This window comes from Shewanella putrefaciens (assembly GCF_016406305.1).
Taxonomy (GTDB): Bacteria; Pseudomonadota; Gammaproteobacteria; order Enterobacterales; family Shewanellaceae; genus Shewanella; species Shewanella putrefaciens_C.
The window spans coordinates 893,131-917,849 of record NZ_CP066369.1 but is presented as its reverse complement, the minus strand read 5'-3'; the positions used below and the strand labels follow the sequence as shown (position 1 = coordinate 917,849).

The window sequence follows — 24,719 nt, the reverse complement described above, 5'->3', positions numbered from 1 at the left end:
CATCAAGCGTTAATCCCACACTCGACCCATAATAGATCTCCCATGGCATTTACTTTCAAACAATTCCATATTGATGACATGCATTGCGGCATGAGCGTGAGTACCGATGGCGTGATCTTAGGCGCCTGGGCACCGCTGACAAATGCGACGCGCATTTTAGATATAGGTGCGGGAAGTGGCTTACTCAGTTTAATGGCGGCCCAACGCAGCCTGGCCGAGATCCTTTGTGTCGAATTAGACCACAAAGCCGCCTTAGCGTGTCAGCACAATATAGCCCAGAGTCCTTGGAACCAACGGCTTAGCTTAATCAATGACAGCATCCAAAACGTTAGTCAACAAATTGAATACCAAGGTGTTTTCGACCATATCATCTGCAACCCACCCTATTTTGAGCACGGCCCACAGGCGCAGCAATCCCAACGCGCTATGGCCCGTCACACGGATAGCTTAAGCTTCACCGCCCTACTCAATGCGATAGCCTTATGCCTGATCCCGCAGGGGCAAGCTAGCTTAATTCTGCCTATCCAAAGCCTCACGCGCTTTAATCAGCTTTTGTCACAATCGCCGCTCTGTTTGGTAGAACAAGTCAACCTTATCAGTGTGGTAGGCAAATCAGCCAATAGGGTTTTATGCCTACTTGCAACCCCAACTCATGTAGATATACAACCTAAGGTGAGTAACTTCACCATTCGCGAAATATCAGGGCAATACACACGAGCCATGGCGCAATTAACCCAAGATTTTTACCTTAAGCTCTAATCTTGTCCCCTCACCGCCAGCCAAAATAAATGCAGCTAAGTTTAACAAATCCATTGAAAGGCTTAATTCGCGATAAAATCAACGCTAATGAATTGATTTAACATTTATTATTTTAATGCTTTCACCATGAAACATCACTTGCACAGAAGATAAACACAGGAGATCTAGATAAGTTATTTAAGTTAATCGCTATAACCTTTATAATGCTGCGCTATTATCCGTCGAGACGCCGCGCATGCAATTTGAAGATTTCCAGCTTGACCCTAGCTTATTAGAGTCACTTAAAGCCATGGGGCATCATTCGCCCACCACTATCCAGCAAGAAACCATTCCTTATGCCCTAGAGCAAAGGGATATTCTGGCGCGCGCCCCGACAGGCACAGGCAAAACCGCAAGCTTTTTACTGCCCGCATTACAACATTTAATCGACTTTCCCCGTCGATTCCCAGGGCAAGCTCGCATTTTGATCCTCACACCTACCCGTGAGTTAGCCAGCCAAATTCACCGTTATGCTAGCCACTTAGCCACGGGCCAAGGGTTAGATATCGCCATCATCACCGGCGGCGTTCCCTATGCACCACAGGAAGAAGCCTTAGCGGGCAATGTCGACATTTTGGTCGCCACCCCCGGTCGTCTGATGGAATACTTAGATAAGGGTAAGTTCACCGCGGAAGAAGTCGATGTGTTAATCATAGATGAAGCCGATCGCATGCTCGATATGGGCTTTTCATCTGTCGTGCAAGCTATCGCCCTCGAAGCCCAAGGCCGTAAACAAAATATGTTGTTTTCTGCGACCTTAGAAGGCGGTGGCGTACATCGTTTTGCCCGTGAAGTGCTAAATGATCCTATCGAAATCGATGTCGATGCTCCCCGCAGCGAAAAGGCCAAGATCCACCAATGGATCCATCTAGCCGACGATAAAGAGCATAAGTTTGCCCTGCTGTGTCACTTGCTGCGCCAAGAAGATGTGAAGCGCGCCATCGTCTTCGTTAAGACTCGCGACATTGTTTCTAGCCTTGAAGGTCAATTACTTAAAGCCGGTATCGCCTGCGCCTTTATGCGTGGTGACATGGAACAAAAGAAACGTTTCCAAGCGCTGAGCCGTTTCACTAAGGGTGAGGTCAACGTCTTACTCGCAACCGATGTGGCTGCCCGCGGGATCGATATCGACGATATCACCCATGTTATCAACTTTGATATGCCACGCTCGGCCGACACTTATATCCATCGTATTGGCCGTACGGGCCGCGCGGGAGCTAAGGGTACAGCGATTTCACTGGCCGAAGCCCACGATATGCGTATCGTTGGTAAGATTGAACGTTATATCGAACAACCCTTGAAGCGCCGCGTGATCGAAGAATTGCGCCCTAAAAATAAAGAAGCCCGCACGCCAACCAAGAAAAAAGCTAAGGTCAAGGCGAAGGAAGCCGCTAAAAAGACCAGCAAAAAAGAAGCGGCGAAAAAAGCCAGTAAAATTGCGAGAAAGAAAAAGTCCTAGACTCTTTCTCTATGTAAAAAGCCGCTCTCTATGTAAAAAAGCCGCAAATAATGCGGCTTTTTTATTAGCTGTACCTAGGCCATATCCCACATTCTGTCCGTTATATGCTCAACCACTTAGGTCGGTGTTATTTACTCAAAAACGCTTTACCTGCCACAATATTGCTCTTATTTTCACCAATCAGCCCACAGAGTTAAGTATTCGATCTTTCAATATTATTTTTGGACACATTTTATTTACAAAAATGAATTTATTGGTGCGTCCGACTCTGGTACTTTAAGCCCATTACGCGATTAGCATGGATGTAACAATCATATGATGAAAACCCTACTGAGGAGGTTGTCTCCTTTTTTTATCCTGCTGCTATTTATAGTTGGTGCAGCTTTATTAATGAAGACGAAGGAAACGCCAGAACAAAAACCGGAAGACATGCCTATCCCTATCGTCGATGTCACCCAGGTTGAACAAAAAACGGTATCACTGAATTTACCTTCCTACGGTGTAGTGACGCCTAAATATAAGACTCAGCTCGTCACTGAAGTTCAAGGCAGAATGTTAACCATCTCGCCTCAATTTGTCGCAGGTGGCATAGTCAAAAAAGGGGAACAACTGGCCCAAATCGAGCCTTCAGATTACGAAGCCGACTTGATGCAAGCCGAAGCCACGCTGGCACAAGCCACCGCGGCGCTCAATGAAGAAATTGCCCGTGGCGAAGTCGCCAAAATCGAATTCAAAGATTATGACAAGGGCTTACCGCCGGAGCTCGGTCTACGTATTCCCCAGCTCAAGAAAGAACAAGCTAACGTCAAATATGCCCAGGCCGCATTAGCCCGCGCGCAGCGTAACCTCGAACGCACTGTGATACGTGCGCCCTTTGACGGCATAATCAAAGCTAGGAATGTCGATTTAGGTCAATACGTTACCTTGGGGACTAACCTAGGTGAACTCTATGACACCCGTATTGCAGAAATCCGCTTACCTATCTCAAATGACGATTTAGCCTACCTAGAATCCGTCGATAATCCAGATACCGAAGTCACCCTTAGCGCATCGCTAGCGGGAAAAATGAACTCTTGGGAAGGCAATATTATCCGCAGCGAAGGCGTGATCGATGCCGACAATCGCATGGTTTACTTGGTTGCCGAGATTAAAGATCCGTACCTGCGCGAACATAAAAAACAGGGCAGCTTGCCACTCAAATACGGTAGTTTTGTGAATGCCGTTATTAAGGGCCGCACCGTCGATGGCATAGTGAAGTTGCCACGCTATGTGGTACGCAATGAACATGTCGCTTTAATTAACGATAAAAATATCGTTGAAATGCGCCATGTTAATGTTGTGCGTAGCGACCTTGAGCATGTGTTTATTAAAGACAGTTTGAAAACCGGCGAGCGCGTCGCCATCACCCACTTTAGCAATATGGCCAATGGCCAGTTAGTGAAGGTGATTGGTGAAGAGGCACAACCAGTCGCGACGCCCACAGAAGATACCCCTGAGTCCAGTCTTGCCGCTGCCGGAGTGAAATAATGGACACTCAAAAAGGGATTTTAGCCTGGTTTGCCCGCAATAGTGTGGCGGCAAACCTATTGATGTGGGCACTGCTTATTGGGGGTCTATTTAGCACTGTATTGATCAATAAGGAGGTTTTTCCTTCATTTGAACTCAATTTGCTGAATATTTCCGTTGCCTATCCCGGCGCTGCGCCACAGGAAATCGAAGAAGGCATCAACATTAAGATTGAAGAGGCGATTCAAGATATCAACGGTATCAAGAAAGTCACTTCCGTCGCCAGTGAAGGCGTAGGCTCAATCACGGTTGAAGTCGAGGATGGTTATGATGTTCAAACTGTGCTCGATGAAGCCAAGCTAAGGCTAGATGCCATTGCCACCTTCCCCGTGAATATTGAAAAACCGCAAATTTATAAAATTGAACCCGAAAATAACGTCATTTGGGTGTCTGTCTATGGGGATATGACACTGCATGATATGAAGGAGTTGGCCAAATCGGTTCGTGATGATTTGACTCAACTCCCGGCGGTAACACGGGCAAAAGTAACCGGTGTCCGTGACTATGAAATCGGTATCGAAGTCTCCGAAGATAAGCTGCGGGAATACGGTTTGACCTTCTCACAGGTTGCCATGGCGGTGCAAAACTCCTCCATCGACTTACCCGGAGGCTCAATCCGCGCTGAAGATGGCGATATTCTGCTACGCACTAAAGGCCAAGCCTATACGGGCGATGATTTTGCCAATATTGTGGTCACCACCCGCCCCGATGGTAGCCGAGTAATGCTGCCACAGGTTGCGACCATCAAGGACGACTTTGAAGAACGCTTAGAATACACCCGCTTTAATGGTAAGCCCGCCGCCATTATCGAAGTGACCAGTGTCAACGATCAAAATGCCCTCGACATTGCTCAGCAGGTAAAAGATTACGTCGAAAAGCGCCGCGCAACACTGCCAGCCAATGCTCAACTCGATACTTGGGGCGATCTGACCCACTATCTTAAGGGCCGTTTAAACATGATGATGTCGAACATGTTTTATGGCGCCCTGCTGGTGTTTGTGATCTTGGCACTGTTCCTCGATCTCAAACTGGCATTTTGGGTGATGATGGGCCTGCCCGTGTGCTTCCTCGGCACTATGCTGATCATGCCACTCGAACCTTTCTCAATGACAATCAACATGTTGACTCTATTCGCCTTTATCCTAGTGCTGGGGATAGTGGTGGACGATGCCATTGTGATTGGCGAAAGCGCCTATAGCGAGGTCGAACGGCACGGCCACTCGATTGATAATGTTATTCGCGGTGCCCAAAAGGTTGCCATGCCCGCCACCTTTGGGGTATTGACCACTATCGCCGCCTTTATCCCTATGTTGATGGTTTCAGGCCCCATGGGCATTATCTGGAAATCTATCGGCATGGTGGTCATCATGTGTCTGGCGTTTTCACTGGTGGAATCCAAATTTATCCTGCCGGCGCATTTGGCCCATATGAAGTTCAAGAAGCCAGGTGAAGTGACTGGCTTTTTCGGCCGCCTCAAGGCGAAGTTTAATGATAGAGTGCAGCATTTTATCCACCACAGTTACCGCAACTTCCTCGAGCGTTGTATCCAACACAGATACAACGTGGTGGCCGCCTTTATCGGTGTGCTGATCCTCTCGATTGCCTTAGTGGTCAGCGGTAAAGTGCGCTGGGTATTTTTCCCGGATATTCCGTCAGACTTTATTCAAGTCCAACTGGAGATGGATGAAGGTAGCTCAGAGCAAAACACCTTGAAAGTCGTACAGAGTATCGAAGAAGCCCTGTACAAGATGAACGACAAAATGGAGCAAGATAACGGCAGCGAAGTGGTAAAGCATAGCTTTATCAATATGAGCTCCCGGACTTCCGCATTTATTTTTGCCGAGCTCACTAAAGGCGAAGATAGGGATGTGGACGGCGAGACGATTGCCGCAGCGTGGCGCGAGCAGTTACCCGAGCTATTATCGGTGAAGAAACTCGACTTTAATGCCAGTGGCAACGGCGGTGGTGGCGGTGATATTTCCTTTAGGCTGACCTCGAGCGATCTCGAAGAATTATCTGCGGCCGCCCGCGAACTAAAGCAAAAACTCGCCACCTATGAAGGGGTGTATGATATTGCCGATAATTTCTCCTCGGGCAGCCATGAGATCCGTCTAAAGATCCGCCCCGAAGCCGAAGCCCTAGGTTTAACCCTGTCCGATTTAGCGCGCCAAGTACGTTACGGCTTCTATGGCTATGAAGCACAACGAATTTTGCGTAATAAAGAGGAAATCAAAGTCATGGTGCGCTATCCATTAGAACAGCGCCGCACCTTAGGTTACCTCGAGAATATGCTGATCCGCACGCCGCAGGGCAAGTCGGTGCCATTCTCAACCGTGGCCGAAGTGGAAAAGGGCGAATCCTATGCCTCTATCACCCGAGTCGATGGCAAACGGGCGATTACCATCATAGCGAATGCGAACAAAAACAAAGTTGAGCCTTCAAAGGTAGTGCAAGAGATCCAAGAGGATTTTCTGCCACAACTACAGGTTAAGTACCCTAAAATCCAAACCGCATTAGACGGTGGCAGTTTGGACGAGCAGAATGCCATGGTTGGGTTAATGCAAGGCTTCTTCTTTGCCCTGTTTACCATTTATGCCCTGATGGCGGTACCGCTCAAATCCTACAGCCAACCTTTGATCATCATGTCGGTAATCCCCTTCGGGATAATCGGCGCCCTGTTTGGGCATTTGGTCCAAGGGCTCGCCATGAGCGTCCTAAGCCTCTGTGGCATAGTCGCACTGGCCGGTGTGGTCGTGAATGACTCTTTGATTTTAGTGGACTTTGTTAACAGAGCCCGCGAACAAGGGCAATCGGTAAGGCAGGCGGCGGTGGATTCGGGCTGTTATCGCTTTAGGGCGATTATCCTAACCTCACTCACCACCTTCGTGGGGCTAGTGCCTATTATTCTGGAGCGCAGCCTACAGGCGCAAATAGTGATCCCTATGGCCACATCCCTCGCCTTCGGTATCCTATTCTCGACTGTGGTGACGCTGATCTTAGTGCCGCTGCTTTACATTATCCTCGATGATTTCAGGCGTACTATGAGTCGATTTTTCCATTGGTGGTGGCGACCGAAAAGAGTCGAGGATATGCACTTAGGCACAACCGAGACCCACAGGGTCAAGCTTAATACCTTAAGCGATCAAGACTAGATACAGGATGATTAAATCCAATAAAAAGAGAGCTTAGGCTCTCTTTTTTATCGGCTTAACTCGGGAGCAGCACGAATACGTTCTTAACGGAGTGCGATCTGCGTGGCAGTTATCCCCGAGGGCATTAGTTACACTGGCAACAAGTTATCGTCCTGCACTATTAAAGCCTACAGTATGCCAAATTCACACAATGCCACGGCTAAGCAAGAGTCACAGCTCAAAGCCACTGAAACCTTACCCAATGGGAATATCACCCAAGAAGTGTGCACGAATGAGACCTGCGCCACTGAAACCTTAGTCTACGATATCCGCAGGAGCCGTTATCTCAATATCACCGGCCGTTGTACCCTGCGCTGCATTTTTTGCCCAAAGCATAATGGCAGCAAACAGATCCATGAATATCAACTGGCACTGACCCATCAACCTAAGCCCGAGGAGATTATCCCGCTACTAGGGAATACCGACGACTTTGAGGAATATGTCTTCTGTGGCTATGGAGAACCCACACTGAACCTGCCAACCTTGATTGCCGTTGCAAAGGAAATTAAACGCAGGGGCGGCCGCGTGCGCGTCAATACCGATGGATTAGCTAATTTAGTCCATAGACGCAATATTCTGCCCGAACTTGCCCAATGCGTTGATAGCTTATCGATTTCCCTCAATGCCGATAATGAAACAGCCTATAACCAGCATTGCCGTCCTAAACTGGCGGACTCCTATGCGGCGGTGAATGCCTTTATCAGCCTAGCTCCCCACTATATTGAAAGAGTGCAAGTCTCAGCCATCGAAGGGCTAGAAGGCGTCGATATTGATCTCTGCCGCGAGCAAGTGCAAGCCTATGGTTGTGAGTTTAAACATAGAGTTTTAGGCGCGCTTGGGTAGATAGCCACCGCCCGAACCGCCTAGATTGACTCCCCAAATAACTTAAGGGCCCTCAGTTGCCCAAGCAACTTGCCACTGTCGTAACATTTCATTCGTGTTAACATAGCCAAATTAACAGATCACCAACGCAAAAATCGGCCCATGCTGAAGAAAAAACCAAGCATACATCCCCTAGCGCCACTGCTCTCTCTAACACAAGGGCTACATTGGTCCCACCAGCGGTTGCTGGCGGTGGCAAGCCAGCTGTCGATGCTCGTGATTGGCATGATCATTTTAACAAACCTTATCATCACCTTAGGCGAACGTCGGCTACAGGAAGAATGGGCCACGCAGAGATACAGTGAGCTACAAACGATAGGCACACTGATCACGGATAAGGTCGCTTTTCAGCAATTTAGGACTCAGCTATTCGCTAAGGATGAGTTACTCAAACAGTACCTCAAAAATCCAACCTCAGCACAACAGCAGAAACTCCAAGACAGTTGGCAGGAACTGGTACAACATATTCCCGAATTACTGGGCATTGCCCTGTTCGATCCCCAAGGTCATTATAAGTTTTCAACGGCCTCCAATTTTAGCAAAGACCCCTTACCTCCTACGCTGTTAGGCTCGAGCCGTAATTTGGGTGGTAAAGAAATTTATACCTCTCCCCTAGAGTTCGTCCCCCTCAATGGCATACTCGAACCCTATATGTACCAACTGGCTTGGCTAGAAAAGCCCGATCAAAGTTCTATGGGCTACCTCATTACTTACAATTCTATGGTGCAAATGCTAGAGACGATAAAACCTGCATTTTCGAGTAATAAGTCGCCCATGTTAGTGCTCGACACCCAAGGATTGCTCTATGCGGGTGTCAGCAACCTTGCGCCACTTCCCCATATGCCCGAAACCTTAGGCGCAAGTCTACGCCAGAGTTATCCTGCCCTGTGGCGGGAAATGTCCATGAGTAACTTTGGCCAATTCCACGGTGAAGATGCCACCTTTGTTTACCTTAAGGTGGAGTTAACCGCCCAACCTGAGCTACATCGCGAATACTTTTTACTGTCCTATATCCGCAATGAGGACATAGCCGCACGTTTCTCCCAGTGGCAAAACATTGTGATAGTGGCCGCCCTTATCCTCACTATGCTTGCGGCTTGGGTGATTCTGTTAAGCCATATGTATCGGCTACAACACCGCTCCCGCCAATACAGTATTGATGTCGCAAATAGCTTATTTAACAATGAGATAGGCTTTATCTTGGCCAATGAACATGCACGTATTATTAGCGCCAACCCTAAAGCCGCCGAGTTTACTTTAGTGCCGCTCGATGAGCTGGCTGACCGCAGTCTGCAACGCACCCTCAACTTGGACGATGTCACCCACGCCCAAATGATGGATCAAGTGTACCGAAACGGTGAATGGTCGGCCCAATTGTCACTCGAAAGTATCGATGGGCCGACGCTCAGAACCCATGTACGTCAAGCACCACGAATTAGCCGAGGTTTGCCACACTTATTAGTGACCCTAGAAGATATCAGCGAGCTAATAAGCAGTAGACAACAGGCGTTTTTAAGCGACTTGCTCTGTGATAACACTGTGGCGACGGCGCTGACGGACTCAACGGGAAAACTAATCAAAATCAATCCCGTATTTGACCAATTGATGCAGTTAAATGGCGATTTAAACCATGATTTAGCTTCTCTACTCGCCAATGATTTAGGCAATCAATGGCCGAGAATTACGGCGCAGATCAGCATGCAGGGCCAGTGGCAAGGGCAAATACTCTGCTCACCTAACCTGCGCCACTCCAATTGTTTGCAGGCAACGCTCAAGGGGCATGTAGCCGCCGATGGTGAAATTGACTATATCATCTGCACCCTTGAACAAGCGGCCGATCGAATTCGAGGCACAGAGCAACGCAGCTTTGTCCCCCACCGCAGCACAATTCTGCTCAATTTGCCGGATTTAGAACGCTACTTCACCTCCCTTACGCCACAGAGTCGTAATCACTCCAGCCTCCTGTTGATGGACATCAATCCAGAGGGAATGCTGAGCCATATGAGCGATATCGATCAGCTCGAAACTCGCCAACAGGAAGTCGAAGTTCAGCTATTACTCGAGATCCCCGCCCATTATCAGATTTTACATTGGCAGTTGGGCAAGTTGATTGTGATATTGCCCGACACGGATGCGATCCAAGCCCATCACTTCGCCCTCAGCACCATGGAAAAACTGAACAGTAATGGCCTAGGGGAAGGCATTAGCATTGGTATCGCCAGTTATCAGGAAGGCCAAACCTTAGAGCAATACCTTAGCAATGCCGAAGTGGCGCTCAAGCGGGCGAAGCAGAATAACGATCAAAATATCGGTCAAGCCTTTACTCGTCATCATCCTTAGGGGTTGAGGGATTTATCGAGTCAGGCAACTGGCTCTGGGTGATCTCAATGATGGTCGAGCGGTTCATAGTGATCTTATAGCGGGAGTATTGCGGCGCCTCTCGCCCATCCCGCAGCACTAAAATCAAGTTGACTTGATAGCGCCGCTCAACGGACTCATGGCTGATCTTGCCCTCTATTTCCTTATAAATTTTGGCCTTGCCCCGTTCTAAATAGCGGGCAAAGGGCACAAAGCTGAAATTGACTTGCTCTTGAATCGTCGAATAACCCGCTTGGAACTCACTCTGATTCACTTTAGTGGCGATCTTATAATGCAAGATCTCGGCGTCAACCTTATTTTGGCTGTGCCTGTGCTTTAGGATCTCACTGACCTTATCGGGCAAATCCTGTTGACGCATAAATTCTAGCCACACTAATTGCTTAGCAATAACAGCCTGACTGGTCGTATCCCGCAAAATACGGCTCCAACGGGGGCGCCCGCGCTGGATAAAACGCCACATCGCATTGCGCACATCATCCTTAAAAATTTCCCTAAAGCCGTAAATCACCGCAAGCGTCAGCACCAGTGCGATCGTAAACCCACTGAATGCCCCTTGAGCCTTGATGATAAGCGCCGAGACGACAAGCATCACGAGGGCCGTCGCCAACCCAGTAGTGAATTTCTTCAGGCCAATACCCAGCGGCTTTAACTCTTCTTTCAGCACGACCCCTTGCTGGATCAAACGTCGCAGCAGCAACATCTTATTCGAAATACGGTTAGGGTCTTGCTTAGTCTGAGCCGAGTTGTAATTGTTCGCGTCCCGATAGGCGCATTCATTCCGACAGAGGGTCAACACCCGCTCTTGGATATCGTTGAAATCACTGCTGCGCGTCGCGTAGGCGAGCACTTTAAGCAGTTGCTGCTCACAAAACCATGACAGGTAGTTATCGGCATTTTCGAAGTAGGATTTCCACTTAGGATCGCCGGGTTCATTGCGGCGAAACTTTTTCAGCAACTGAGTAATTTGCTCGCGCAGCTCATCGAGGGCGAAATAAAAGTGAGTTACATCGGTAATTTGGCCCAGTTCCTTCACATCGTTTTCAACCGCGACCGCAAACTGATAGGCGAATAAGTTTAAGTACAATCTAAACTCTTCGACAGTACGGCGGTTAAGACTGGCAAAACGACCTTGCACTAAGGGCAAGTGTAAACCTTCGGAATAATAGGAACGTCGCCCGACAATCGAGCTGTAGTAGTATTCTTCTTCGTTTAAGGTATGGGAGCCTATGCCCATTTCCTTTGGCAAAAAGAAATAGAGGTCGAGCTGACGATTATCACCCTTTTCCATCTGATGGCTGAACTTAATCGACAGGGATTCTTCTTGCTTTACACGGATCTTAGACACAAAAACCTGTTAGCCCCTCAATAAATGGACCCATCAGCGGTAATACTGTGGAAATAAAACCTAATCTAAACTGAAACTAACCTAAATACACTGATTAAATTCGGCTATTTACGATTCGGCAGCCACAGACCGTATTGCTTGGCTGAAACAGGACGACGGCATAATCTTTACTGGCATCACTGTGGAGTATTTCAATGCTCATATTGTGCTTACCCGATTCGCTAAAGTGTAAACTGCTGATATATGAGAGGTACTTCATATGTTCTGGCCAAGCCTTCTTATCCACGTCCTCGGATTCAGTCTTGGTTTTGACCGAAACATTGTAGGTCATGCTGTTAGGCTCCATGCTCTGCACTTCTCCCTGCATGAGGATCATGCCCGCACTGCTACCATCGAGGTTAAAATAGCGGTAATTAATCTGCGCATTACCCGCCGAGATAAGCACATCCACTAACAGATAAAACTTACCGTCATCCTTAAGTTGCCCATGGCGGTCGAACAGTTCAGAGCTGCAATTGAGGATCACCGCCTTATTGGAAGCCGACTGTAGATAGATCACCCCACAGGCCGCAATTAAGGCCGATAGGATAGTCAAATTAATCGTCCATTTTAGCCATTTAGCCACAGATCCCAACCTCCAATAGCCACTTCACATCGATAAACTCTTTAGGGCGTCTAAAGTCGCTAATTTTGAGGTTACGGATGACGGATTGCCCAAGCTTGTCACCCCGCATGGTAATATTAAGCACTTGTTTATCATGGGATAAAGAAGAGTAAACCTCAGACCAATCACTACTACCGCAGGCAATTAACCCTTGACCCAAACGCTCACCCAGTTCAAACAGTAAGGTATTATTGGTCTTCGAATTGGCATAGAGATGCAGGCGCACATGCTGGCCCGAGGCCAAGGGCAGCTCAGTCGACATCAACGGCTCGGTCGGCACACTGTGGTCAATTCGGTTAAGGTAGAAAACAGTGAATGCCAGCATAAATCCAAAGACGAGCAATACACTCCACCAAGGCCAGGATTGCAATCCAGGGTATTGAAAACTCTTAACTCGCTGTCCATGGGCATGGTGCAGTAGATAACCTTGCCCCTTCACTGTCTCAATAAGACCTTCATATTGGGGGCCAAGAAAGGAGCGGATCATAAACACTGCCCGCGCCAATGACGTATCAGTCAAGGGAGGATGTTCACCGTCGCCAGTTTTAAGTACATGCTTTGAAACAAGTTTCCCCTGATGCTCCACCAGCAAACTGAGCACCTGCAACTCGGCACGGGGCAAGTGCCAAGGCTCGTTGCAAGATTGCTGGGTCAGCAAGCCTCGCTCACGGTCAAACCAGCAGTCGCCCAATTGCATATACCTTTCCTCAAACCGACAACATACTGGCAGGAGTCTATGCAAGATTACTAATGATTACTGTGATCTTGCTAACCCAAGGACGCAATTAGTTAAATTTCGTGACGTGTCCCCCAAGCGTATAGGATTAAGCAGAAAATCTGCGAAAGCTCACAGGAATAAATGCCAACAAAGGAAACCGAGATGCTGCATAAATGCACATAAATCTACACAAATGCCACAAATAACAGGATGCAGATCATATTTCAATCGCATTGATAAATGATAAAGACGCTATCTAATTCTATAAACAGATTGATTTTACGCTTTGTCGATACAGAACTGCCAAGAATATATCCCCCGCCTCAAATCACAATATTTATTCCTCTGCCCACTAGAATCATGTCCATCAGCTTAAGTTTACCGTTTGATAAATAAAAATAATGACCAAAAGAGGATAGATAAAATGAGCATTAATCGACGCCAAGCACTCAGCCGCATTATAGGTATCAGCACCGCCGCCGCTGGCGCAACCCTGATGGGAACCTCCGCCTTCGCGGCCACCAATGCGGATGGTGATTACCAACTGGCACTGGGTGAAAAACTCAAATACGTGCCACTCGATCCTATGGCCACTGCCAAACTCGCCTATGAAACAGGTGGCGGCTGTATGCACCAAGTATTTCACTCAGTTATCACTATGCTAGCGCAATCTAATAGTGCCGATGCCGACAAGTTTAAAACCATTCCCACCGCTCTGGCAGGCTATGGATTTGCCGGGGTCACAGGCCAAGGTACACTTTGTGGCAACCTCAATGCGATTGGTATGTTAGTCAATATCTTAGATGATATTAACGGCCAGAATAGCGCGGTTATCGCCAATACCTTCCGCTACTATGAAAACACCACATTGCCACTGTCCTCCCCCGAATTCGTCGCGGGTATCGGTTCAACCGCTGAAAAAACCGCCCTGGTTGGCAGTTCATCAAAGGCCATGAGCGTGCTATGCCACTCTTCCATCAGTAACTGGTCACGGGCATCAGGGCTTCCCTTCGCGAAAAAAGGTGAACGTTGCTACCGCCTATCGGCATCTATGACCTATTACCTCGTAGAGCTCCTTAACCGCGCCTATCAGGGTGAGAATATTGGTGCCTTACCGGGTAGTAAACCTTCCCTCGAGGCGCAGGATTGCCAAACCTGCCATGGCAGCACGGGCACCTTAGGTTCGGCGGCGAGCGTTAAAACCGATATGGAATGTACGACTTGCCATACTGGGCACTTTAATTAAGGAGGCAGTGATGAAATACCCATTACTCGCGTTAACCTTAGCGACGTTGACCCTTACGGCCTGTGGTAGCGACGATAATCAATCCGAGGAAGTCACGCCTCCGCCACCACCGCCGCCGGTCGAAACCACTGTGAGTATCGAGGATGCGACTCAGATTAATCTGGCTGTAGAGCAATTTGATCCCAATACAGGCACTGTCGTATTTTCACTGACCGATGCGAATCAAGCAGCTATCACTGCGGCTAAAAACTACGATATTTACTACTTTGGCTTTCCTGACAAGAACACCTCCTCGTCAAATGCTAAAGCTTGGAAACGTTGGCATGTGACCCAAAACTATCGCTGCCAGAGCCAAGGGGAATGTAGTGGTAAGTTGTCTGAGATAAAAAATGGTCAGTATCAGTTTGAAATAGCAGGACTCGATTGGCAGTCAAAGGATCCGAGTGGCGCAGTGTACCAAATCAAAGTCGCGATTCAGATCTATGGCACTAAGGCCAATAATGAACTGACCTTAGTCCCCGTCGTTCCCTTGTAATCTTTGCATCGTCCCCCGATGAAATAGGCATCCACTAGGGTCAGAGTTGGATGCCTATTTTGTTATTAGCGACTGCTACATGCCCACAAATGACCACTGGGCTTAAACTCAATCAGGGTATAGTCATCAATACGATTAATATCCACTATTTGCATATTAAAGCTCATTTTCCCCAGAGCGATTAACGCCGCCCTTGAGCGTTTAATATCTTCTCGAATAGGTTCAGGGATCTCAGTCTGCAGCAGATCCATTTTGACATTTGCCTGAGCCAAATCAAATTGATAAGTCATAGTGCCAATTTCAAAATTTTTAACTACTCCAGAATAATTAATAGACGCAAGCGCCTTATCATTAAGGCCATAGCGATAATCTAAATTCACCTTTTTATCCCGCACTTGAACCACAAGCGTTAAGGAATGACGCAATAAAGACGAGGCAGTATTGGAAAAAGGGGGCTGGTGCAGCTGAGCATGGCATTCTAAGTGTAGACTTTTATGGCTAAAACTCGCGGTATATCCATAGAGTAATAGCCCCAATCCAAGCATAACGACTAACAGGACCTGCCAAGGCTTAAAGCGGCTGAATGCAAAAATATTGAATATCACTTTAGCTACATACCCCCGCGAGTGTTAGCCAATCAGCCTGTGAGGTATCAATGATAAAGTTATCAGACATTAATTTTACCGTTTGAAATTTAAGACCATTCTCACGGTTATTCCTTAAAATCAAACTGATCAATTTTCGGTCGGCAGAGACATTCGCGACAACTGATTGCCAAGGAAACACGGCACATACCTCGATTTGCCCCATCATTTGCTCGACGAGGGACTTCATCTCTGCGCCATAATTCTGCCCAGTATAAAATTTAACCTCTGAGACCGAACCATTGGGCATCTGGATCTGCTGGATATAATTTGGCACAAGCAATGTGGGATGGGTGATATGTGCACCAATACCACATAGGGCAATCAGGGTGACGAGTATGATGAGGGCAAACTGTAACGGTTTTATTTGAGATGTTGGAGAGTCGAGCAACTTATGGTGGTTCGACGTAGATGAAGGATACAGAATAAACCCTTCGCCTCTCACCGTATCGAGAAAAGAGTAAGGCTTTTTGCCTAATATGGTGCGCAAGCGATTGATAAGACTATCAAGAATATCATCACAACAAGGGTAACCCTTACCATTGGATGACAATAACTGCATCAATTCGAAGCGGGAAACCACCTTCCCTTGATTCTTAGCCAATACACTCAGCACTTGATACTCGTCGCTACTGAGTATCCTGTGGCAGCCAGAGATATCGACTAACAAATGTTCATGGGCATCAAACCAACAATCACCAATTTGCATCTCGGCTCCTAGTAACAACTTTACTTGGAGCCGAGTATACAATTTGAACTTAATTAACGCAGTGTTCCGAATGCATCAACCCTGACTAGATGAATAATCTGTGAATTACATCAATAAAAAATTTAACACTAAAAATAACTACAGATACATTATGTTTCACTTGTTTTTAGAACATTGCGGCATTGAGCCACAGATGTACCAAAATACTAGCCACATATCCCAAAGCAATAACAGGCGTCCAACGTAAATGTGCCCCAAAGGTGTAAATTCCCCTCGCTTGGCCCATCAAGGCAACCCCAGCTGCGCTACCAATGGATAATAAACTGCCCCCGACTCCAGCGGTTAACGTCACTAATAGCCACTGGCCTAAGGACATCTCTGGGTTCATGGTCAACACGGCAAACATCACCGGAATGTTATCAACAACCGAAGACAACAGACCGATGGCTACGTTGGCATAGGTAACATCCCAGTGCGAATACATGGCCTCGGACACTAGACTCAAATACCCCATAAAACCTAGGCCGCCCACACACAGCACCACACCGTAAAAGAACAATAGAGTATCCCACTCGGCGCGGGAAATCCGGTTAAAGACATCGAAGGGCACCACACTACCGAGTTGCTGTAGGCGCAATTGATCTTGTCTTAATTCTGCCTTAGCCCGTTCGCGGGCGACCGAGCGATCGAAGGTCTTACGCAAATAAAAACCAAAGAATTGCAGGAAGCCTAAGCCTGTCATCATCCCAAGTACCGGTGGCATGCCGAGGAAAGAATGGGCACAAACCGCACTCGCAATCGTTAGCAGGAATAGACCCACAATCCGCTTCGCCCCATGTTTAGTGTAAACCTGCTCTTTTTCAGGCTCAGGCACATAGCTTGGGATAAACACACTCATGATCGCCGCCGGCAAGGCAAAATTGACTAGGGCAGGAATAAACAAATGGAAGAAATCACCAAAATGCACTATGCCCTTTTGCCACACCATTAAAGTCGTAATATCACCAAAGGGGCTAAAGGCACCACCGGCATTGGCCGCCACGACAATGTTGATACAGGCAAGGGTAATAAACTTACGTTGCCCTGCGCCGACCTTCATCACGACGGCGCACATCAGCAGTGCAGTGGTAAGGTTATCGGCCACGGGCGAAATAAAAAACGCCATAAAGCCTGTTAGCCAAAACACTGTCCTTAGGCTAAAACCACGTCCGATTAACCAGCTACGGATAGCATCGAATAAATTGCGCTCCTCCATGGCATTGATATAGGTCATCGCCACCAGCAAAAAGAGTAACAGTTCAGCGTATTCTAATAGATTGTGCTTAAAGGCCGTCTCAGAAACCTCTGACATGCCGTTTTGCACATACACAAAACCTATCATGCCCCAGATAATGCCCGCCGCGACCAGCACTGGCTTGGATTTACGCAGATGCAGTGACTCCTCCGCCATCACCAATAAATAGGCAATAACAAACACGCATAAGGCAATATAGCCAACGCCTGCGGCGGTTAAATCAAGTCGCGCCATTCCTTCCGTTGCAGCCAAAACTGCAGGTGAGAATCCGCTCAATATTGCAACGCAGAATAGGCTAAACAACGCCACTCCACTTTTTTTAAACCACCGCTGTAATTTCATCAAAGTTGATCTCTGCAAGGGAAATTAGTTCGCAAATTACCATAGCTCTGGCTCTGTAAATTTTGATAAAACGCAACTTTCTATACATTTGTGGACAACCAAAGGCGCTTACAACATTAATTTTTGTATAACTACAGATGAGGCTAATAAAGATCTTGCTAACTTTGATTCAACTTAGTCCAAAAATTGCCAACAAAAAAGCACCTTTAGGTGCTTTTATTTTTATCTCAATCACACTTGCAACATTAAAATGAATAGAGCAGTGTCATATTGGTTTCTGTATCAGTGCTCTTTTTATCGTCCAATGGTTCACTGTTATAACGTACGATAATGGCAAACTTCATGGCCAATGCGCCGATAATATTCGCCGTTAATGAGGTTTCTGAACGCGCATCTAATTTATCGCCATAGTCGGCCACAAAACGCTGTTGAAACTTAGAGGTATCGGTGATTTCAGTTTCAAAGTTAATCACGCCGTGGGCAACGACACTATCACTGCTATCGTGGCCTTCTAATATTGCTTGCTCAGTATCGAGGCGCTGATAGATATAACCCGGACCGACTTCGACATCTAAGAAGGTTTTACTGGTGTCATAGAGTCTATGGCCGTAACCCGCTGCACCCGATAAGGTGTAGTCATAACCCGTGAAAGGATCGACCTCGTAGTTAGCATTTGCAAACAAGTAGCTACGGTCCGTCATCTTGTAGTTACCCTGTGCCCCCGCTAAATAACGTTTAGCCGTGACAGCACCTGTATCTTCTTTGTATAAACCTTCTAATAAGTACTGGTTTTCCCAATCACCCAGCTCATGCTTGAAATTTAAGCGGCCTTTATAGGATGAAGTTTCGGTATTACCTGTGGTTAACGTGGCACCTAGCTCAGCTTCACCTGCAAATGTCTTATCCCCTTTTACAAAATCGGCACCTGCATGCGCCATAAAAGGAGCAGTCATTAATATCGCTGCGGTCAGTACTTTCTTCATGTTTATCCGTTCCTGTTCCGTTTAATCCACTAAAAAATCTGCGCAATATTAACATTGACGATTAAAAAATGAAAATTCAGCGATTTTTTGCATAAAAAAAGCCCGCTAAAAAGCGGGCTTTTTCGGGCAATAATTAAGCTTACAGGTTGATCTTAGGATCTAAGGCACCTGATTGATAAGCTTTGTACATTGCTTGTAAAGACAAAGGCTTAATCTTAGAGGCTTGACCCGCACAACCGAAGGCTTCGTAGCGAACGGTACAGATATCTGCCATCGCTTCCATAGAGGCTTTCAGGAACTTACGTGGGTCGAACTCACTTGGGTGTTCAGCCAAGTATTTACGTACCGCACCGGTAGACGCTAAACGTAAGTCAGTATCGATGTTCACTTTACGCACGCCGTGTTTGATACCTTCAACGATTTCTTCTAATGGCACACCGTAAGTTTCAGGAATTTGACCACCGTATTGGTTGATGATCTGTAGCCATTCTTGCGGCACTGAAGACGAACCGTGCATCACTAAGTGAGTGTTAGGAATGCGGGCATGGATTTCTTTGATGCGATCAATTCGCAGCACATCGCCCGTAGGTTTGCGGCTGAACTTGTAAGCACCGTGGCTAGTACCAATCGCAATCGCCAGCGCGTCAACATGGGTATCGGCAACGAAACGCGCCGCTTCTTCTGGACTAGTCAGCAGTTGGTCGTGGCTTAATACGCCTTCTGCGCCTACACCGTCTTCTTCACCGGCAGTACCGGTTTCTAGGCTGCCTAAACAACCGATTTCACCCTCTACAGACACACCACAGGCGTGGGCGAAGGCAACGGTTCTGCGAGTCACATCGACGTTGTACTCGTAAGACGCTGGAGTTTTACCATCCGCCATTAACGAGCCGTCCATCATTACTGAGGACATACCAAGTTGGATAGAGCGCTGACAGATATCAGGGTCAGTACCGTGGTCTTGGTGAATACAGACGGGAATATCAGGATACTGCTCAAGCGCTGCGGTCATCAGATATTTTAAGAACTGAGGACGGGCATATTTACGCGCGCCGGCAGAGGCTTGCACGATAACAGGACTGTCGGTCGCTTCCGCCGCCTGCATGATCGCACGCATCTGTTCTAAGTTGTTTACGTTAAACGCTGGCACACCGTATCCATGTTCTGCCGCGTGGTCGAGTAGTTGTCGTAGGGAAATTAACGCCATTTTTTAACTCCAATAATAGGGTGACTTTCACATTAACGCTGGGTCACCGAGGTCGCTATCGTTTGGATGGATTTTTATGCCCGCCCCACTAATACCTTAGAGAGACGAGCGGTTTTTTTATAATTTTTTTACTTTTTATAACAGCTTAGCTAGCTTAATCGCGGCGTGATTATGCGCCGCGTTATTCATCTTTGCTTAGGCACCGCGCTTTTCGAGCATAGCCACAGCGGGTAATTCTTTACCTTCTAAAAACTCAAGGAAAGCGCCACCGCCTGTAGAGATATAAGACACTTTATCGGCAATACCGTATTTATCCACCGCCGCTAGAGTGTCACCACCGCCAGCAATAGAGAAGGCTTTAGAATCAGCGATAGCTTGTGCGATACGCTTAGTGCCTTCGCCAAATTGGTCGAATTCGAACACGCCCACTGGGCCGTTCCACACAATAGTGCCAGCAGATTCAATGATTTTAGCTAACGCTTCGGCGCTGTCTGGGCCGATATCGAAAATCATATCGCTATCGCCAACCTCACTCACCGCTTTTAAGGTCGCCGTCGCCGTTGGGCTAAACTCACCCGCTACGACCACATCGGTAGGCACAGGAATATCACCGCCGCGGCTTTGGGCGTTAGCGACTAAACGCTTAGCTTCGTCAATCAAATCCGCTTCATATAAAGATTTACCCACATTGTGGCCCGCCGCAGCGATAAAGGTGTTAGCAATACCACCGCCAACCACTAATTGATCCACAATGCCTGATAAGCTTTCTAATACGGTCAGCTTAGTCGACACTTTAGAGCCACCAACAATCGCCACTAATGGACGAGCTGGATTATCTAACGCCTTGCCTAAGGCATCTAACTCTTGGGCCAGTAATGGGCCAGCACAGGCGATAGGTGCGTATAAACCGACACCGTTGGTTGAGGCTTCCGCGCGGTGAGCGGTACCAAAGGCATCCATCACATAAACGTCGCATAGTGCGGCCATTTTCTTAGATAACGCTTCGTCGTTTTTCTTCTCGCCTTTGTTAAAGCGAACGTTTTCAAACACAACCACTTCACCCACAGCCACTTCGACGCCGTCTAAATAGTCGGTAGCTAAACGGACAGTGCAAGATAAGGCTTTGGCCAAGTAATCGACCACAGGTTGCATTGAGAATTCGCTGTTGTACTCACCTTCGGTTGGACGACCTAAATGAGACATCACCATCACAGCCGCACCTTTGGCAAGGGCTAACTCGATAGTCGGGAGAGAAGCACGTAGACGCGCATCACTGGTGACGACGCCATTGCTGACAGGCACATTAAGATCTTCACGGATAAGCACTCGCTTACCTTGGAGATCTAAATCTGACATATTGATAATTGCCATGGTAACACTTCCTTTTATAATCAAAAAACAAACTGGTTTTTCATCAATCGGTTAGAGTGGATAGCGACTCGGCACTCGACATCCCGTCGAATTGGCGACCCACGCCTTAACCCATTGGTATAAATTCTTATCTTCAGCTTTGTTTAGCCGCAATCATCGCCAAACTGGTATCTAACATGCGATTGGCAAAACCCCACTCGTTATCGCACCAGAGCAGCAATTTGACGAGCTGGCCCGCACTCACTCGAGTCTGGGTACCATCGACAATACTGGAGCGGGGATCATGGTTAAAATCACAGGATACCAGTGGCTCATCAGTATAGCCCAAGATGCCGTTAAATCGTCCATTGGCGGCCAATTCTAACACTTGATTGACGGTAGCAATATCCACTGTTTTCGCTAAAGTGACGGAAAGATCGATGGCTGTCACATTGATGGTGGGGACACGCACCGAAATCGCCTCAAACTTGTCTTTCATGTGCGGCAAAATCCGCTCGATGCCGCGGGCAAGTTTAGTGTCGACTGGGATAATGGATTGGCCAGCGGCGCGGGTGCGACGCAGATCATCATGATAAGCATCAATCACTTGCTGATCGTTCATCGCAGAATGGATAGTAGTAATGGCACCACTTTTCACCCCAAAGTGTTTATCGAGCACATCGATAACCGGGACGATACAGTTGGTGGTGCAGGAGGCGTTAGAAACCACAGTGTGCTCGGCGCGCAGTAAATCGTGGTTTACACCATAGACAATAGTGCCATCGACATCGGCCGACGAGGGATGACTGATCAGCACCCGTTTAGCGCCAGCATGGATATGGGCCTCGCAGCTTTGGCGATCTAAAATTGCGCCAGTGGCTTCATAGACGATATCAATATCCATCTCGCGCCATGGCAATTTTGCGGGATCCGCTTCATGGAGGATTTTGATGGCATCATCGCCGATCAGCATATGATCGTCGGCTAGCTTAACTTTATGCGCAAAGCGACCGTGGGTAGTATCGTACTGGGTCAAGTGAATGATGGCTTCAGGCTTGGCTAATTCGTTTATCGCGACAATCTGTATTTGCTGACGTTTTCCCGACTCATATAAAGCTCGAAGAATAGAGCGGCCAATACGACCATAACCATTGATTGCGACTCGGATCATTGAGGTCTCAATTTCCTCTTAATAATACTGCATAAACAAAAACGGCCTGCAAACGATTGCAGGCCGCATTATACAGATTAACAGTTCAAAAGTTTAACCTTTTGTATTTAATCTAATCCCTTAAGCTATTAGCCTAATGATTTTGCTGCATTCAGCACATTTTCAACGGTGAAGCCGAAATGGTTCAGCAGTACGTTACCAGGCGCAGACTCGCCGAAGGTCGTCATGCCAACGACAGTGCCTTCGAAACCGACATATTTGTACCAGAAATCGGTATGGGCCGCTTCGATAGCAATACGTTTAGTCACAGAACGTGGCAGAACAGCTTCTTTGTACGCTGCATCTTGCTTATCAAACTCAGTGTTTGATGGCATAGAAACCACACGCACTTGTTTGCCTTGCTCGGTCAGAGCCGCCGCTGCTTCCATCGCTAACTGTACTTCGCTACCGGTTGCGATCAGGATGTACTCAGGCGTAGCCGCGCAATCCTTAAGCACGTAAGCGCCTTTTGCCACATTGGCTAATTGCTCGGCGGTGCGAGCTTGAGCCTTGAGGTTTTGACGGCTGAAAATCAGTGATGTTGGTGCATGACGACGCTCGATAGCCGCCTTCCAAGCCACTGCGGTTTCTGCCGCGTCACAGGGGCGCCATACCGCCATGTTTGGCGTCATACGCAGGTTAGCTAATTGCTCAACGGGTTGATGAGTTGGGCCGTCTTCACCTTGACCGATAGAGTCATGGGTATAAACGAAGATGTTTTGAATGCCCATCAGCGCAGACATACGTACAGCGTTACGGGCGTATTCCATAAACATCATGAAAGTTGCGCCGTAGTTGATAAAGCCACCGTGGAGTGACACGCCGTTCATAATGCCGCTCATACCGAACTCACGCACACCGTAGTACACGTAGTTACCGGCTGCATCGTCTTGAATACCTTTAGAACCTGACCACAGAGTCAAGTTAGAACCCGCTAAGTCGGCGGAGCCACCAAGCAGTTCAGGTAACATAGCACCAAAGGCTCCGATGGCATTTTGTGAGGCTTTACGGCTCGCAATACCTTCGGCTTTATCTTGGCAAGCTTGGATAAATGCCTGAGCTTTTTCTTCAAAATCAGCAGGTAATTCGCCTTTCAGTACACGGCGCTCATATTCTGCCGCCAGTTCTGGATAAGCTTTAGCGTAGGCTGCGAATTTTTCGTTCCAAGCGGCTTCACGGGCAGCGCCCGCTTCTTTAGCGTCCCAGCCTGCATAAACATCACTTGGGATTTCAAATGGTGCATGTGGCCAGCCGAGGAATTCACGGGCCGCGGCGATTTCTGCATCACCTAATGGCGCGCCGTGGCAATCGTGGCTGCCTGATTTGTTTGGCGAACCAAAACCGATAATAGTTTTACAGCAGATCATAGTCGGTTTGTCGGTCACCGCTTTTGCCGCTGCGATAGCCGCGTGAATCGCATCGCTATCATGGCCATCGACGTTGGCAATTACATGCCAGCCGTAGGATTCGAAACGTTTTGGCGTATCATCGGTAAACCAGCCTTCAACATGGCCGTCGATAGAGATACCGTTGTCATCCCAAAATGCGATCAGTTTGCCTAGGCCTAAAGTGCCAGCTAATGAACAGGCTTCGTGGGAAATACCTTCCATCAAACAGCCATCGCCTAAGAAGCAGTAAGTGTAGTGATCAACGATATCGTGACCATCACGGTTAAACTGCGCCGCTAGTGTTCTTTCGGCAATCGCCATACCCACAGCATTGCTGATACCTGCGCCTAATGGACCCGTTGTGGTTTCAACACCTGGGGTATAACCGTATTCTGGGTGACCAGGGGTTTTTGAATGTAACTGACGGAATTGCTTCAGCTCATCCATTGGCAAGTCATAGCCCGTCAGGTGAAGTAAAGAGTAGATCAGCATAGAGCCGTGACCGTTAGAGAGGATAAAACGATCTCTATCTACCCATTTTGGATTGTTCGGATTGTGCTTAAGGAAATCATTCCACAGCACTTGCGCAATGTCTGCCATGCCCATTGGGGCGCCGGGGTGGCCTGAGTTTGCTTTTTGAACTGCATCCATACTTAACGCACGGATTGCGTTGGCGAGTACTTTACGGGAAGACATGCTCTCTCCTGCTTAATTTGTGGGGTCTAGCGGGCAATTTGGACGCATATTTTCCCCTACATAGCGAAGCGACGCAAACGAAAATTGCAATCCAATGCCCAGTCTGGTGGATT

General features: G+C 47.7%; 19 protein-coding genes. 8 read left to right on the top strand and 11 right to left on the bottom strand.

Annotation, left to right across the window (positions count from 1 at the left end; translation table 11 throughout):
* Positions 1–42: 42 nt before the first annotated feature.
* The 6 genes from JFT56_RS03990 to JFT56_RS03965 all read left to right on the top strand — a co-directional run bounded on the left by JFT56_RS03990 (position 43) and on the right by JFT56_RS03965 (position 10,236).
* Positions 43–759, top strand: coding sequence for a tRNA1(Val) (adenine(37)-N6)-methyltransferase (locus JFT56_RS03990; RefSeq protein WP_198782421.1), 717 nt, complete (start codon positions 43–45; stop codon positions 757–759).
* Positions 760–994: 235 nt separating this feature from the next.
* The gene (srmB, locus tag JFT56_RS03985) at positions 995–2,257 is read left to right on the top strand and encodes an ATP-dependent RNA helicase SrmB (RefSeq protein WP_198782420.1); all 1,263 of its coding nucleotides are present in this window, start codon (positions 995–997) and stop codon (positions 2,255–2,257) included.
* Positions 2,258–2,572: 315 nt separating this feature from the next.
* A complete protein-coding gene (locus tag JFT56_RS03980; RefSeq protein ID WP_198782419.1) occupies positions 2,573–3,784 on the top strand; it encodes an efflux RND transporter periplasmic adaptor subunit in 1,212 nt (403 codons plus the stop codon).
* Complete coding sequence (locus JFT56_RS03975) at positions 3,784–6,975, top strand: efflux RND transporter permease subunit (RefSeq protein WP_198782418.1); 3,192 nt, start codon at positions 3,784–3,786, stop codon at positions 6,973–6,975. Before JFT56_RS03980 ends, JFT56_RS03975 begins: the two co-directional genes overlap by 1 nt.
* Positions 6,976–7,149: 174 nt before the next feature.
* Positions 7,150–7,857 (top strand): TatD family nuclease-associated radical SAM protein, encoded by a 708-nt coding sequence (locus JFT56_RS03970; protein ID WP_198783491.1) that lies wholly within the window; start codon positions 7,150–7,152, stop codon positions 7,855–7,857.
* 141 nt (positions 7,858–7,998) lie between these two features.
* Positions 7,999–10,236: a PAS domain-containing protein gene (locus tag JFT56_RS03965; protein WP_198782417.1), complete on the top strand. Its 2,238-nt coding sequence runs from the start codon at positions 7,999–8,001 to the stop codon at positions 10,234–10,236.
* On the opposite strand, the gene JFT56_RS03960 is transcribed toward JFT56_RS03965, so the two are convergent.
* The 3 genes from JFT56_RS03960 to JFT56_RS03950 form a co-directional block, all read right to left on the bottom strand.
* Positions 10,217–11,620: a hypothetical protein gene (locus JFT56_RS03960; protein ID WP_198782416.1), complete on the bottom strand. Its 1,404-nt coding sequence runs from the start codon at positions 11,618–11,620 to the stop codon at positions 10,217–10,219. The genes JFT56_RS03965 and JFT56_RS03960 overlap by 20 nt on opposite strands.
* A 94-nt stretch (positions 11,621–11,714) precedes the next feature.
* Entirely contained in the window at positions 11,715–12,245 is a 531-nt protein-coding gene (locus tag JFT56_RS03955; protein WP_198782415.1) for a hypothetical protein, read from the bottom strand.
* Positions 12,238–12,981 (bottom strand): winged helix-turn-helix domain-containing protein, encoded by a 744-nt coding sequence (locus tag JFT56_RS03950; protein ID WP_198782414.1) that lies wholly within the window; start codon positions 12,979–12,981, stop codon positions 12,238–12,240. Before JFT56_RS03950 ends, JFT56_RS03955 begins: the two co-directional genes overlap by 8 nt.
* 445 nt (positions 12,982–13,426) lie before the next feature.
* On the opposite strand from JFT56_RS03950, the gene JFT56_RS03945 reads away from it, so the two are divergent.
* Both JFT56_RS03945 and JFT56_RS03940 read left to right on the top strand, forming a co-directional pair.
* Positions 13,427–14,248, top strand: a complete 822-nt coding sequence (locus JFT56_RS03945; RefSeq protein WP_198782413.1) for a cytochrome C — start codon at positions 13,427–13,429, stop codon at positions 14,246–14,248.
* Positions 14,249–14,258: 10 nt separating this feature from the next.
* Positions 14,259–14,783, top strand: a complete 525-nt coding sequence (locus JFT56_RS03940; protein ID WP_198782412.1) for a hypothetical protein — start codon at positions 14,259–14,261, stop codon at positions 14,781–14,783.
* A gap of 65 nt (positions 14,784–14,848) precedes the next feature.
* Here JFT56_RS03940 and JFT56_RS03935 read toward each other — a convergent pair whose 3' ends face one another.
* The 8 genes from JFT56_RS03935 to tkt form a co-directional block, all read right to left on the bottom strand.
* Positions 14,849–15,388, bottom strand: a complete 540-nt coding sequence (locus JFT56_RS03935) for a hypothetical protein (RefSeq protein ID WP_198782411.1) — start codon at positions 15,386–15,388, stop codon at positions 14,849–14,851.
* A gap of 1 nt (position 15,389) precedes the next feature.
* Complete coding sequence (locus JFT56_RS03930) at positions 15,390–16,136, bottom strand: winged helix-turn-helix domain-containing protein (protein ID WP_198782410.1); 747 nt, start codon at positions 16,134–16,136, stop codon at positions 15,390–15,392.
* A gap of 166 nt (positions 16,137–16,302) precedes the next feature.
* The gene (gene nhaD, locus JFT56_RS03925) at positions 16,303–17,772 is read right to left on the bottom strand and encodes a sodium:proton antiporter NhaD (RefSeq protein WP_198782409.1); all 1,470 of its coding nucleotides are present in this window, start codon (positions 17,770–17,772) and stop codon (positions 16,303–16,305) included.
* Between the two features lie 245 nt (positions 17,773–18,017).
* Entirely contained in the window at positions 18,018–18,755 is a 738-nt protein-coding gene (locus JFT56_RS03920; protein WP_198782408.1) for a DUF481 domain-containing protein, read from the bottom strand.
* Positions 18,756–18,894: 139 nt separating this feature from the next.
* Positions 18,895–19,962, bottom strand: a complete 1,068-nt coding sequence (gene fba / locus JFT56_RS03915; protein WP_011621571.1) for a class II fructose-bisphosphate aldolase — start codon at positions 19,960–19,962, stop codon at positions 18,895–18,897.
* 195 nt (positions 19,963–20,157) lie between these two features.
* Complete coding sequence (locus JFT56_RS03910; RefSeq protein WP_198782407.1) at positions 20,158–21,333, bottom strand: phosphoglycerate kinase; 1,176 nt, start codon at positions 21,331–21,333, stop codon at positions 20,158–20,160.
* 133 nt (positions 21,334–21,466) lie between these two features.
* Positions 21,467–22,483: an erythrose-4-phosphate dehydrogenase gene (gene epd / locus JFT56_RS03905; RefSeq protein ID WP_198782406.1), complete on the bottom strand. Its 1,017-nt coding sequence runs from the start codon at positions 22,481–22,483 to the stop codon at positions 21,467–21,469.
* A gap of 128 nt (positions 22,484–22,611) precedes the next feature.
* Positions 22,612–24,606 carry a transketolase gene (tkt, locus tag JFT56_RS03900; RefSeq protein WP_198782405.1) on the bottom strand — a complete coding sequence of 665 codons (1,995 nt, stop codon included), beginning with the start codon at positions 24,604–24,606 and terminating at the stop codon, positions 22,612–22,614.
* Positions 24,607–24,719 lie beyond the last annotated feature (113 nt).